Genomic DNA, 12,516 nt, shown 5'->3' with positions numbered 1-12,516 from the left:
AAGATGATTGCAATTGACGCTATGATGGTTTGCCTCGACCTGAGCGACATAGACGAAAAGCTGGTAGCTTTTACCCGCACAATCTGTGAGCGCCTGGCAGTAGGAAAAGTATATTTTGTCCACAACGTCAAAACCTCTGAGCTAAGCGAAGACTTCCGGGAAACCTTTGGTGACGTTGACTTGAGCAAAGAGGTGGAGGATAACATCGCCGACATTGTGGCGGAGCACTTTACCGGAGGCTGCGACCATGAAATACTGGTGAGCGAAGAGCCAAACACAGAGGTGATCATGGCTGAGCTGGTCAAACGGTACAAGATCAAACTGACACTGCTGGGCAAGCGCATGAGCGATAAGAGCACGGGGGCATTGGGTACGAAGCTGCTTCGCATCCTGCCCTGCAGTGTGCTCGTTTTCCCGGAAACAGCTAGTTATAAGATCGGGAAGGTGCTAACCCCGATCGATTTCTCGGATGCTTCGGTGCATGCGCTCCGGCTCAGCAAAAACCTGGTGGATCAACTGGGGCTTCAGCTTGAGATCCTGCATGTGTACAGGCTGCCGTCACAGTATTTCCCGCTCATATCCGAAGAGAAAGCCGAAAGAAAAGCGGAAGAACTGGTGAAAGAGCGGTTTAAAGACCTGCAGAAGCGGCACAAGGAGATAGCAGGCGTACCCTACACCCTGGTGCGCGCCGCGAACAAAAGCATAGCGGAACGCATCATAATCCACCTGAACAAAGGAAAGCACGACCTGCTGGTACTTGGTTTGAAAGGGCACAACCCTATCCCCTCTTTGAGCCTGGGCAGCGTTCCGACAGAGATCTACAACACAGATATTAACATCCCGCTATGGCTGGTGTATTCCGAAGAAGTAATAAAGTAGGGGGTTTTACCCTTCTTACCGTGCCGCCGTAAAAAGATTGTTAATCCCGGTCACGACCATGTCTACACCAATTGCGCCGAGAAAGAAACCATTGATACGCAGCAGCAGCTCCATGTTCTTATCGAAGGCCAGTTGCACGTTTTTAGAGCGCATGCTACTACGTATTTGCTTCAAACCCATGATGATGATGAAGTTGATAAGCATGATCAGAAAGAGGGACAGCACCCCCTGCCACAGCACCAGCTGTTCAGACATCAGGATCGTAAGGGAGATCGTACCAGCACCAACCATGAACGGCAGCGCTATTTCAGAAGCCAGATCGTGCAGGTCGCCCTTGATCTGGATGAAAGCCTTCTTACCCTGCACGATGAAGATGTAAGCAAAGGAAAATAAAACGATGCCACCAAAGATCCGGAAGGACTCGAAGTTGATGCGGAATACTTTCTGGAAAACAATATCCCCGAAGAGCAGAAATACCAGAAAGATGGAGAAAGAGATCAACGATGCCTTCAGAAACACCCCCCGAAAGTCAGCATCCGGCAAGTCCTTCATCACAGGTTTTAGGTAAAGGAAAAGCGCAAAAGGGTTGAGCATGACCAGAAAGCTAAATATAGCTGCTATCATAGGGAAAGGTTGGTGTTTAACATCCTACTTGTTACGGGACACCACAAAGATAGATGCCGGTTCCGGCAAGGTTACAGCGGTATCCTCGGATAATTCTCCACTTCTGTCTCTTCGCCGCTTTTGCTGTTAAGTAAGCGGCTGGGCCGGTTTTGCTGCGCCACCTCGTGCGCTTTGGCAAGTGCCTGCTCTTCATCATCAAACGCCTGAACCAGGTTCCTGTCATGATCCAGCACGCACCACTGCTTCTTTTCCTCATTCCACTGCACGCGGTAAATCCTCTCCCTGTCAAGCCCCTTATTCCGAATCAGGTCAAGAATTATCTTTCCGTCGCTGTTGCTGCCATCCGGGTAATGCATGGGTAGCAATGCAAAGAAGATATAGTAGAAAGAGAAGTATGTAAATTGGTAGGTGATCATGTTGGAGGCCAGCAGGTTGTTCTCTATCAGCGATATCACGGCGACAGCTGCTAAGGTATTGAACAACGCTCCTCCGGAGAAGATCAGGATATTAGCAACACGATGGTTGCGCCTGAGATTGTCAAAAGAACAGAAGCCGTACCAAAAGTAATACTTCCGGACCTCCAGCATTCCTGCGCGGAACAAAACGCCTCCGGTCCCGACAGTGACTTTAATATTCTTGCCCCCCATCAGCCAGGCAAAAAACACGTGCCCTGCCTCGTGCACAAAAGAAATAATGGGCAGCACCAGGAAAAAGGCCAGAAAGAACTTCGGGATATCATTTACTCCAAACATAGCTTACCCTATACGAGTACCAGGCCAGGTGTTATAACTGTTTCTCCCTCTTTTTACCTAGAACAGCTAAGTGCTGTAGCTAAAGATACTTAGTGAGAAACGCTACTGTAGCTTCTCACCTTTTACACAGGATCAGGTACACCATGCACTGATAAATTCAATTTCTTCCAATTGTTAGTAGCGACCTTTTACGGTGTCTGAGGTTTTTGGTAGAAATAAAACGTGAAACAGCCAATGAGGTAGTGAAGGGGAAGGCTTCACTACCAAATACACCTAAAAGACGCATCAGTGCTTTCTTATTAGGCCCTCTTTATTTTTTTAGAACAATAAAAATGCTTATCACGTTTTCTAGTACAAGTATTCATTGTAAACCAAGATATAACTATGGAAACACCTAAAGACTTAAAAGACAAAGCAAAAGACGTAACAGAGAAGGCAAACAGATTCAACCCGGAGCATAGAGAAGGTAAAGTAGCCAGCACTATAGAAGAGTATACCTCCAGGCTACCATCCGATGTGTACCTGTGGGCTGCATTCGGTTCTATAGCGGCCTCTCTTGTACTGAAAATGATGGACAAAGATAAGACGGCCTTGTTTGTAGGACAATGGGCACCTACTTTCCTGATTTTAGGAAACTATAACAAGATCGTAAAAGTACAGGGCCACGACTAAAAACTAAGAGGTAGTAACAACCTTTATCAGTAGAAAGGGGGAGCAATGCTTCCCCTTTTTTTTGCCCCTACCCTTCCTTCCTCCTTCAGAAAGCAAAGGAACTCATAAACGTCAGGGCCCCACCTGCTAAGGTAAAGGCAATGCGCTCCAGGGCAATTTGCAAAGGTTCTCTGGAAATACTGCCAAGCAACAGCAAAACGAAAATAGTGATAAAGGTTACCGCCACCGCGTAGTTCTTCCGCACAAAATAGAGGAAGAGAAAAACATTAAGGGCTATCAGCGCTGTCAGTATTAGTACGTTTACATGTAGCAGTAGTAAGCCGCTGCCAATGACGCACCCGATCAGGGTACCAATCATTCTCTCCCCGATTCGCTTTTTAGTATGCGTATGGCTTACCTGCAGTACTACAATGGCCGTGAAGGGCATCCAATAGCCATGGGCATAGCCAGTCAGCCTGTAAACAAGCAGGCCGATCACCAGCAGGATGCTTAGCTCTATACAGTAAATCAGCAGGTCGGGGCCTAAGTAAAACACATTGCCTGGCTTGCCTTCCGGAGCTGCTGCTTTGGGTTGTTCTTCTCCTGAACTTTCTCCTTGTCGTGTACGCTGCCGGAAGGCAATACTTAAAACAGCCTGAAAGACCAGAGCTACCCCACCCCCCAGCGCAGTGGTACCGATCGGGGCGGCAACCTCAGGCTCGGCGAGCGCCATAAAAAAGAGAACCCCTGCAGGAATGTTGATATCAGGCCAGTTCATCGGGAAGGCCCGCCGCCAATAGCCAAGGCTAAAGGCCAGCACCACGACGCCGAACGCGGAAAGCAATAGGCTATCTTTCACGACTACGGCGAGGGCAACGGTACCTGTTAAAACCAACGCGGCCTGGGCGGCGGTCGTCATCCGTGCCCGGAAGGTTTCTTTTAAGTTCACGCCTGTCACGCTGAGCATCGCCACCACTAAAAAACCCGTGAGTGAGGCGAGCCGGTAATAATTACTCAGCCAAAGTGCCAGCACAACGACCACAGCTGAAAAAAGGGCGTTCTGGGTATTGCTAATAACAACTTGCCTGCTTTCGGTAGGGATATTCTTCATTTTAACTTAACACACATGTACCAGTCAGCTCTTGTAACAAAGCGCTCCTGCTAAGCATCCTTCTTCTGTACGTGAGCCGCAGTTTTGCAAACACACGTTCAAAGATAAAGCCGCTGCAGCTGCAAGAGCTAAAAGACCGGGGCTCTAAACCAGAGGAACCGGCCAGCGTACAAACATGAATATACATTTTGTTATTACCTACAAAACCAAGCTATGGCAAACGAAGCAACAACTTACGAGAAAACCTATACCATAGGTGGCGACCTCACTGTAAACAGAATGGGTTATGGCGCCATGCGCATTACAGGGGAAGGCATCTGGGGACCACCGAAAGACAGAGAAGAGGCAATACGGGTTCTGAAAAGAAGCGTAGAGCTAGGCATTAACTTCATAGACACAGCCGATAGCTACGGCCCGAATGTATCGGAGGAACTCATCGCGGAAGCCCTGCACCCTTATCCAAAAGACCTGGTGATTGCCACCAAAGGCGGATTGCTGCGCACGGGTCCTAACGAGTGGCCGATCAACGCCCACCCTGATCATTTGCGGGAAGCCCTGGAAGGAAGCCTGAAGCGCCTGAAGCTCGACAAGATAGACCTGTACCAGCTACACCGGGTAGACCCGGAAGTGCCGTTTGAGAAAACGCTGGAGTTCCTGCAGCAGATACAGGAAGAGGGCCTAGTGAAACACATCGGTCTTTCAGAGGTAGAGGTAGCCCAGATCAAGAAAGCACAGGAGTATGTAAAGGTAGTGTCGGTGCAGAACATGTACAGCGTCGAGAACCGCAAGTGGGAGAAAGAACTGGAGTACTGCCGCCAGCATGATATAGCCTTTATCCCCTGGTACCCTTTAGGAGGAGGAAACATAGAAGTAATGGAAAAGCTGGAACAGATCGCTAAAAACCATGATGCCACAGCGCACCAGGTAGCGCTAAGCTGGCTGCTGCACCATGCCCCTAATATCCTGCTGATTCCAGGTACTTCCAAAGTCAAGCACCTGGAGCAGAACTACCAGGCCACGTCTATTTCGCTCTCCAAAGAAGAGATGGACCAGCTTAACGGACTAGGCTCTGCCCCCATATCCGGTTAACACAACTGCTTCAGTTACCGCCCCGGCACCTGCGTGCCGGGGCCTTTTCTTTTACAACGGGTGATACCCCTTCTTCTAAATTACCATGAACTACATTCGATTAGGCAACACAGGCCTGAAGGTTTCTGCGATCTGCCTCGGCTGCATGACCTATGGTAAGCCTACCGAGCGCTGGCCCTGGGCACTGAACGAGGAACAAAGCCGTCCTTTCCTGCAGAAAGCGCTGGAGTTGGGCATTAACTTTTTTGACACCGCAGATGTCTACTCCAACGGAGCCAGCGAAGAAGTGCTTGGGAGAGCTGTCCGAGACTTCGCCTCCCGAGACGACGTGGTGATTGCCACGAAAGTGCGTGGCGCCATGGGGCCAGGGCCTAACGACAAAGGCCTGTCCCGCAAGCACATCATGCGCTCAATAGACGCCAGCCTGAAGCGACTGGGCACAGACTACGTGGACCTTTACCAGATTCACCGCTGGGACAATGAGACACCCATAGAAGAAACACTGGAGGCACTGCATGATATTGTGCGGGCAGGGAAAGCGCGTTACATCGGGGCCTCCTCCATGTACGCCTGGCAGTTTGCCAAGGCGCTCTACACCGCCGACCTGCATGGCTGGACGCGTTTTGTATCTATGCAGCCACACTACAACCTGGTGTACCGGGAGGAGGAGCGCGAAATGCTGCCGTTCTGCCAGGACCAGGGAATAGGCGTTATTCCCTGGTCGCCCCTTGCCCGCGGCCTGCTCACCGGCAAGCGCACAAAAGGTGGCGGCGAAACAGAGCGTGCCCGGACAGACAATTTCAGTAAACACCTCTACGCCCGTGAGGACGATTTTGCTATTTCCGCACTGGTAGATGAAGTAGCACGGGAAAAAGGTGTATCGAGCGCACAGGTAGCACTCGCCTGGCTGCTTTCCAAGCCTGTTGTCACGGCCCCAATTGTGGGTGCGAGCAAGCCCGGGCACCTGAAAGATGCCGTTGGTGCCCTCAGCCTGACACTATCGGAGGATGAGACCAAACGATTGGAGGCCCCTTATCAGCCGCACCCGGTACTCGGCTTTTCCTGATCTCTTCAGCAACCTTACCTCCTGCGCCTTACAGAAATAAAACAGGCAGCTGCTCGACCATTGCAGATCATTCAACCGCCTGTACGTACAGAAAGAGGACTGTAAACATTCGGAACACTTCCTGGTTTAGGGAGGAGCACCAGTATCAATGTTTAAGCATTAATATTAAAAAGAAATTTATTTTGCACCGTGCCCTGCCTGGGCATGAAGCAAGTATGACATAAACCAAGAACACTATGAGTAGCAAGAAGCTAGCAGATATTCCCCTCTCCGTCCTGGACCTGGTACCTGTTCTGACGGAGAAAACACCGGCAGACTCTTTCCGCAACACCGTGGACCTGGCACAGCACGTGGAGCGCTGGGGCTACAAGCGGTACTGGATGGCGGAGCATCATAATATGGCCGGTATAGCCAGCTCGGCCACCTCTATCCTGATCGGGCACGTAGCCAGGGAGACCTTTACGATACGGGTCGGCTCCGGCGGTGTGATGCTGCCTAACCATGCCCCCCTGATCGTAGCAGAGCAGTTCGGCACACTGGAGTCGCTGTACCCGGGCCGCATTGACCTGGGGCTGGGACGTGCGCCGGGCACAGACCAGCTGACCTCTATGGCGCTGCGCCGGGACCTGAGGGGGGCTGTAGACGACTTTCCGCAGAACGTGGAGGAGATCAGACAGTATTTTGCCCCGGCAGACCCTACCGCACGGGTACGTGCGGTACCTGGCGAGGGCCTGGAGGTTCCGATCTGGATCTTGGGCTCTAGTACCTACGGGGCACAACTAGCGGCCTACCTGGGCCTGCCCTATGCGTTTGCCAGCCATTTTGCCCCGGCCAGTCTCCACGCTGCGCTGAAACTGTACAAAGAAAACTTCAGGCCTTCGGAGTCGCTGCAGGAGCCCTATGCTTTGGCCTGCGTAAACGTAGTGGCGGCAGACACCGATAAAGAGGCCGAGTTTCTGGCTACCACCATGTACATGTCCTTCCTGAACGTAGTACGGGGAACAGCAAAGAAAATGCAGCCGCCGGTAGAGAGCATGGACGGCCTTTGGGACACCTCCGAAAAGTACTCTGTGCTCCAGATGCTGCAGTACTCCTTTATAGGAGGGCCTACAACAGTTCAGGAAGAGTTACAGGGCTTTCTGGACAGCACACAGGTAGATGAAATCATGGTCAACTCCCATATCTACGAACATGCAGCCAGGCTACGCTCCTATGAAATCCTCTCTCAGTTACAGGACCATAACACCGGCAGGTAACAAATAAAAAAAGGAGGTCCTTACAGGACCTCCTTTTTTTATTACACTTATGTTTGTCTATCAAACGCCGTAGTATGTGTTGTAAAGGCCATACTCATTCTCATCCAGGTAGTTGTCATCGTTCTCATCCCATTGGCTAAACAGTCCTCCGGTATACTCCTCCTCGCTCAGCAGGTTATCGTCATCTTCGTCCCACTCGCCATACCAGCCGGTGTTAGCGAAGGCGGTGTTGTACTCGTTCTCATCTAAGATGCCGTCGCCACTGGTGTCCCACGCTGACCAGGTCTCGTTCTCCAGGCCGAAGTCATTCACAGCGGTGTTCCACTCGTTCTCGTCCAGCTGGTTATCGTCATTCACGTCCCAGGTGTCGTAGAAGCCACCGTAGTACTCATTCTCGCTCAGAAAGTTGTCATCGTCCTCGTCCCAGGTCTCATAGTAGTCCGTGGACACAAAAGTCGTGTTGAACTCGTTCTCGTCCCAGGTATCGGCCTCTACTGCAGCCACATCATCGGCCACAACTTCGTCTTCCAGGGCTTCAGTCTCTGCAACGCCAGTCTCGTTACCGCAGGCAACCATACCGGCCACCAGAAAAAAGCATAGTCCATTTCTGATTCCTTTCAGGATGTTCATTTCATTCTTTTTCATAGCTGTTTCTTTTAGGTTAATATTTGCTGTTATAAAGAGACTACGTAACAAAAACGATGAAGTATGGGAAAGCTTCACCATACTTGTTCATGTCTGCCCTCGTCTCGCAAAAGCTAATTTTCCTTCTATCCAATGTAAAGGTGGTAAAGGCAGCTGTCCGCTCAGGTTTTCTGTTTTGGGATTCGCCTTTTTAAAAACAAATTTAAAAACAAAACCTGTGTCAGGTAACTCCCGACACAGGCCTAGCTTATTCTGTTTCGTGATTAACCCTTGCAGGGATTACACACCATAGTATGTATCGTAGAAGGTAGTATACTCGACATCAGTCAACATACCATCAGCATCCGTATCCCACAGGTCAAAAACGCCGTCGGTGTACTCACGGTCCTCTAACATACCATCAGCGTCGGCATCCCAAGTGGTGTACCAGGTATCAAACAAGTTGGTAGACTGGGCTCCTGTCTGGAACTCGCTCATTTCAATCGTACCGTTTGCGTCGTAATCCCAAGTGTCCCAGTCGGCCCCTGTTATAGCAAAGTCATTCTCTGCCGCAGTCAGTTCACTATCACTCAGTACGCCATTGTCGTCTGTATCCCAGGTTTCAAAGAAACTAACCGTAAACTCATCATCGTTGAAAACACCGTCACTATCAGCATCCCAATCATCGAACATGCTGTTTGCAGTCATATCTTGAAAGAAAGTGTTGTTGTCAAACACCTCTACTTCGTCTTCGTCGTCGTCGTCACAGCTTACGGCACCTAGCATCAGGAACATGCAAAGTCCCATCCCCATCTTGCGCCAAAGGCCTGTCTTATTCATTTTAATAGCTTCTGTAGCTTCTGTTCTGTTCATTTTCATAGTTTTTGCACTTTAAGTTTGAAATATTATTGTCAAGCTTGTTAAAACTTACGGCGGCAGCTACACAAAGTTTAATGTTTTTGGTGTAACCCTAAGAAAAACAGTACAAAACAGACAGATAAAAAAGGCAGAAAACACGATAAGAAGAGACAAATTTTACCGGAATACAAAAGTTAAACAGAGATTTTTATCCTATATATTAAACCCGCCATGAGGTAGTAACAGTGCACTTTTGCCCTATTTGTTTTATCCTTTTTCAAAGACAAAAGCTTCCTGAAGAGCAGCAGCCCGGTACCTAACAAGCATAAAAATCAAGGCGAAATACCGTTGGTCTCCCATGGCTTATCAGGACTTCTGAACTGAGAAAAATTGAAAATAATACCTGCCGTAGAAGCGTGTGGGCGGCAGGAGGAATAAGCGCTTTTTACAGGTACGACCTGTCCTGCCTTGGCCCTGGCAGGAGCACGCAGGCACCGGGCATTCCATAAAAAAGCAAAAGCAAACCCGACAGGAAACAACAGACAGCAGTTGCTCCCTATCAGGCTTGCGCACTTAGTATAAAGCTATCTAATCATGTTCACAGCATGATTAAAAGGGGCTATACGGCTTTCGGCAGGGCATTAGCACATATACAAGTTACCAGGTCATCCACAGATCCTATATGCTCGGTTTCCGGTATCGTGATGGAGTATTCCTTCTCCACTGCTAACACAATGTCTGCCACATCTATGAGATCCAGCCCTAGTTGTTTAAAGTTCGCACTAAATAGTACTCTGTCAAGTTCTTTCTCTTTATATTCGCTTACTATTTTGGAAACTTCCATTCGGATAGTGCAAAACACATCATACATACGCTTACAATTTACAATAATTACAACATATTAGTCATAAACACATTGTAAAGAATAAAGTTTGCACTTATACTCTGTTTTTTTCGCACCTTACTACCAAAGTCGCATTATTCAGGAAAAAGAACTGCCAGGCAACACGTTACCGCATAGGATGATGCAGCAGTACCACCGAGCGGCCGTCTACTTTGATCGTTTCCTGGGCTGCGTACGTGATCCCCTCTTCTTCAATTCTATTGGCGCTGGTATCCAGCAGTTTTGTCCATTTGGTACCGTACTTACTGGGCGGCAACTTGTATTTCAGAGGCTCATAATGGGCGTTAAAGATCACGTAAAAGCTATCGTCCACAATTTGCTCGCCCTTCGGCCCGCGGGAGTGAATGCCCCGCCCGCTCAGGAAAACACCCAGTGATTTGGCAAAATCGTGGTTCCAGTTTTCCTCTGTCATTTCGGTGCCTTCCGGCAGGAACCAGGCAATGTCCTCTACCCCAACTCCTTTGATCGGCTGCCCCTGGAACCAGCGGCGGCGGCAGAAAACAGGATGATTTTTTCGAAGGTCTATGAGCTTTCGGGTAAAGGCCAGCAGGTCGGTATCGGCTTTCTCCCAGTTGATCCAGGAGATCTCATTGTCCTGGCAGTAGGCGTTGTTGTTGCCAAACTGCGTACGGCTCACTTCATCGCCCGCTACCAACATCGGCACCCCCTGCGAGAGGAACAGTGTCGTCAGGAAATTCCTTTTCTGCTTTGCACGTAGGGTAAGGACTTTGGGGTCCTTGGTAGGCCCCTCTACCCCACAGTTCCAGGAGCGGTTGTGGCTTTCCCCGTCGTTGTTGTTTTCCCCGTTCTCCAGGTTATGCTTCTCGTTGTACGACACCAGGTCATTCAACGTAAAGCCATCATGGGCAGTGATAAAGTTAATACTGGCAGTCGGCCTGCGGAAGTCATCCTGGTAGAGGTCGGAGCTGCCGGTAAAGCGGTCGGCAAATTCTGCCAGCATACTGTTCTCTCCCCGCCAATAATCGCGCATACAGTCCCGGTACTTCCCGTTCCATTCCGTCCATCCCGGCGGGAAGTTACCCACCTGGTAGCCTCCTTCGCCCACATCCCACGGCTCTGCGATCAGCTTTACCTGGGATATGATGGGATCCTGGTGGATAATATCGAAGAAAGAGCTCAGGCGGTCCACCGCGTGCAACTCCCGGGCAAGGGCCGAGGCCAAGTCGAAGCGGAAGCCGTCCACGTGCATCTCCACCACCCAATAGCGCAGGCTGTCCATGATCAGGCGCAGCACGCTGGGGAGGTTAGCGTTCAGGGTGTTGCCGGTGCCGGTGTAGTCCATGTAATAGCGCTTGTCTTCCGTTAAGCGGTAATAGCCCTCGTTGTCAATCCCCCGGAAAGACAGCGTGGGCCCGAAATGGTTGCCCTCCCCGGTATGGTTATACACCACGTCCAGGATCACCTCTATCCCTGCCTCGTGCAGGTCCTTTACCATCTGCTTAAACTCCACGACCTGCTCGCCTAACACGCCGCTGCTGGAGTAGCGCACATCGGGCGCGAAAAAGCCGATGGTGTTGTAGCCCCAGTAGTTGGTCAGCCCTTTATCCAACAGGTAACGGTCGGTAATAAAATGGTGCACCGGCATCAGCTCCACAGCCGTAATGCCCAACTCTTTCAGGTACTTGATAGTGACAGGGTGGCCAAGGGCAGCATAGGTTCCCCTGATTTCCTCCGGAATGTCTGGGTGCATCATGGTGAAGCCCTTGACGTGCATCTCATAAATGATAGAGTTGTTATAGGCTATTTTAGGAGGCTTGTCATTGCCCCAGTCGAAGGTAGAGTCAATGACCACAGACTTTGGTATAAACGGGGCACTGTCGGACTTACTAAAACTCAGGTCTTCCTCCTCATGCCCCAACTGATACCCAAACAAGGAGTCGTGCCACTCAATGGTACCGGAAATCGCCTTTGCATAGGGATCTATCAGCAACTTGTTGGGGTTAAACCGGTGCCCCTGGTAAGGGTCAAAAGGACCGTGCACTCTGTAGCCGTAGAGCTGCCCTGGCTTAATGCCCGGCAGGTACACGTGCCACACCTGGTGCGTGCGTTCCTCCATTTTAACTTTGGCTGATTCTTTTCCCTCTCTAATCGAATCAAAAAGACAAAGGTCTACCCCTGTGGCATTGTCGGCATATAGCGCAAAATTAACGCCGTTGCCGTCCCAGGAGGCACCCAGGGGGTATGGTTTTCCAGGATATGTAGTTAGCTTCATATAGGTCTATCGTTCTTTTGATTTGCTTAACGCTGTATGCTGATGCCCTGCTTTGATAGTAGTGCAACAACCTAGCTTCAAACCCACCTGTTGCGGGCTTTCCTGTTATACCTTATTGCCGCCTAATGGGTTAACTTGCGTACAAATAGCTCCGGCAACAGACATACAGGAAGCCCAAACACATAAAAAGCCATCGGGCTTTTTGTCCAATGGCTTTTACGTGCTAGGCTGTTTCAAACGTTGTTCTGCACGAAGCTTCTCGCTGCTTTATACCTGTTGTGTTATTTTGCCTACAGTCCCTCTCCCTGGTCAACTGCTGTCTTCTTTGGTGCCTGCGTGGCCTCTCTTACCCCGGTGCTTTTAGCGCACTAAGTTTAACTTGGCATAAAAAGGGAAGTGGTCAGACCCGAAATCCGGTAGGCGCTCCAGCTCCACAACGCCGAACTCCTGCGTTACAAATACATAGTCC

At 50.1% G+C, this 12,516-nt stretch carries 12 protein-coding genes; 5 read left to right on the top strand and 7 right to left on the bottom strand.

All coding sequences use genetic code 11. The features are described from left to right. The first annotated feature begins 3 nt into the window (after positions 1-3). The gene (locus CHB92_RS05605; RefSeq protein ID WP_089318211.1) at positions 4-879 is read left to right on the top strand and encodes a universal stress protein; all 876 of its coding nucleotides are present in this window, start codon (positions 4-6) and stop codon (positions 877-879) included. A gap of 15 nt (positions 880-894) precedes the next feature. Here the strand turns inward: CHB92_RS05605 and CHB92_RS05600 are convergent, their stop codons facing one another. Both CHB92_RS05600 and CHB92_RS05595 read right to left on the bottom strand, forming a co-directional pair. Next, positions 895-1,503 (bottom strand): MarC family protein, encoded by a 609-nt coding sequence (locus CHB92_RS05600; protein WP_089318210.1) that lies wholly within the window; start codon positions 1,501-1,503, stop codon positions 895-897. A 71-nt stretch (positions 1,504-1,574) separates the two neighbouring features. Next, positions 1,575-2,255 carry a site-2 protease family protein gene (locus CHB92_RS05595; protein ID WP_089318209.1) on the bottom strand — a complete coding sequence of 227 codons (681 nt, stop codon included), beginning with the start codon at positions 2,253-2,255 and terminating at the stop codon, positions 1,575-1,577. A 384-nt stretch (positions 2,256-2,639) separates the two neighbouring features. Here CHB92_RS05595 and CHB92_RS05590 point away from each other — a divergent pair, with 384 nt between their 5' ends. Further along, the gene (locus CHB92_RS05590; RefSeq protein WP_089318208.1) at positions 2,640-2,927 is read left to right on the top strand and encodes a hypothetical protein; all 288 of its coding nucleotides are present in this window, start codon (positions 2,640-2,642) and stop codon (positions 2,925-2,927) included. An 85-nt stretch (positions 2,928-3,012) separates the two neighbouring features. On the opposite strand, the gene CHB92_RS05585 is transcribed toward CHB92_RS05590, so the two are convergent. Continuing rightward, on the bottom strand, positions 3,013-4,017 hold the full coding sequence (locus CHB92_RS05585; protein ID WP_089318207.1) for an FUSC family protein: 1,005 nt from the start codon (positions 4,015-4,017) through the stop codon (positions 3,013-3,015). A 213-nt stretch (positions 4,018-4,230) separates the two neighbouring features. On the opposite strand from CHB92_RS05585, the gene CHB92_RS05580 reads away from it, so the two are divergent. The 3 genes from CHB92_RS05580 (at position 4,231) to CHB92_RS05570 (ending at position 7,428) form a co-directional block, all read left to right on the top strand. Further along, on the top strand, positions 4,231-5,106 hold the full coding sequence (locus CHB92_RS05580) for an aldo/keto reductase (RefSeq protein WP_089318206.1): 876 nt from the start codon (positions 4,231-4,233) through the stop codon (positions 5,104-5,106). Positions 5,107-5,191: 85 nt separating this feature from the next. Further along, positions 5,192-6,172, top strand: coding sequence for an aldo/keto reductase (locus tag CHB92_RS05575; protein WP_089318205.1), 981 nt, complete (start codon positions 5,192-5,194; stop codon positions 6,170-6,172). Between the two features lie 236 nt (positions 6,173-6,408). Continuing rightward, on the top strand, positions 6,409-7,428 hold the full coding sequence (locus CHB92_RS05570; RefSeq protein WP_089318204.1) for an LLM class flavin-dependent oxidoreductase: 1,020 nt from the start codon (positions 6,409-6,411) through the stop codon (positions 7,426-7,428). A gap of 60 nt (positions 7,429-7,488) precedes the next feature. Here CHB92_RS05570 and CHB92_RS05565 read toward each other — a convergent pair whose 3' ends face one another. The 4 genes from CHB92_RS05565 to glgX form a co-directional block, all read right to left on the bottom strand. Continuing rightward, a complete protein-coding gene (locus CHB92_RS05565; protein ID WP_089318203.1) occupies positions 7,489-8,073 on the bottom strand; it encodes an EF-hand domain-containing protein in 585 nt (194 codons plus the stop codon). A gap of 279 nt (positions 8,074-8,352) precedes the next feature. Further along, a complete protein-coding gene (locus CHB92_RS05560; protein WP_089318202.1) occupies positions 8,353-8,931 on the bottom strand; it encodes a hypothetical protein in 579 nt (192 codons plus the stop codon). Between the two features lie 598 nt (positions 8,932-9,529). Continuing rightward, complete coding sequence (locus tag CHB92_RS05555; RefSeq protein ID WP_179222964.1) at positions 9,530-9,754, bottom strand: phosphopantetheine-binding protein; 225 nt, start codon at positions 9,752-9,754, stop codon at positions 9,530-9,532. A gap of 166 nt (positions 9,755-9,920) precedes the next feature. Next, positions 9,921-12,047 carry a glycogen debranching protein GlgX gene (gene glgX / locus CHB92_RS05550; RefSeq protein WP_089318200.1) on the bottom strand — a complete coding sequence of 709 codons (2,127 nt, stop codon included), beginning with the start codon at positions 12,045-12,047 and terminating at the stop codon, positions 9,921-9,923. Positions 12,048-12,516: the final 469 nt, after the last annotated feature.

Origin of the sequence: Pontibacter ummariensis (assembly GCF_900188175.1) — a bacterium.
GTDB classification, from domain to species: domain Bacteria; phylum Bacteroidota; class Bacteroidia; order Cytophagales; family Hymenobacteraceae; genus Pontibacter; species Pontibacter ummariensis.
This window is presented reverse-complemented; position numbering and strand designations above follow the sequence as displayed.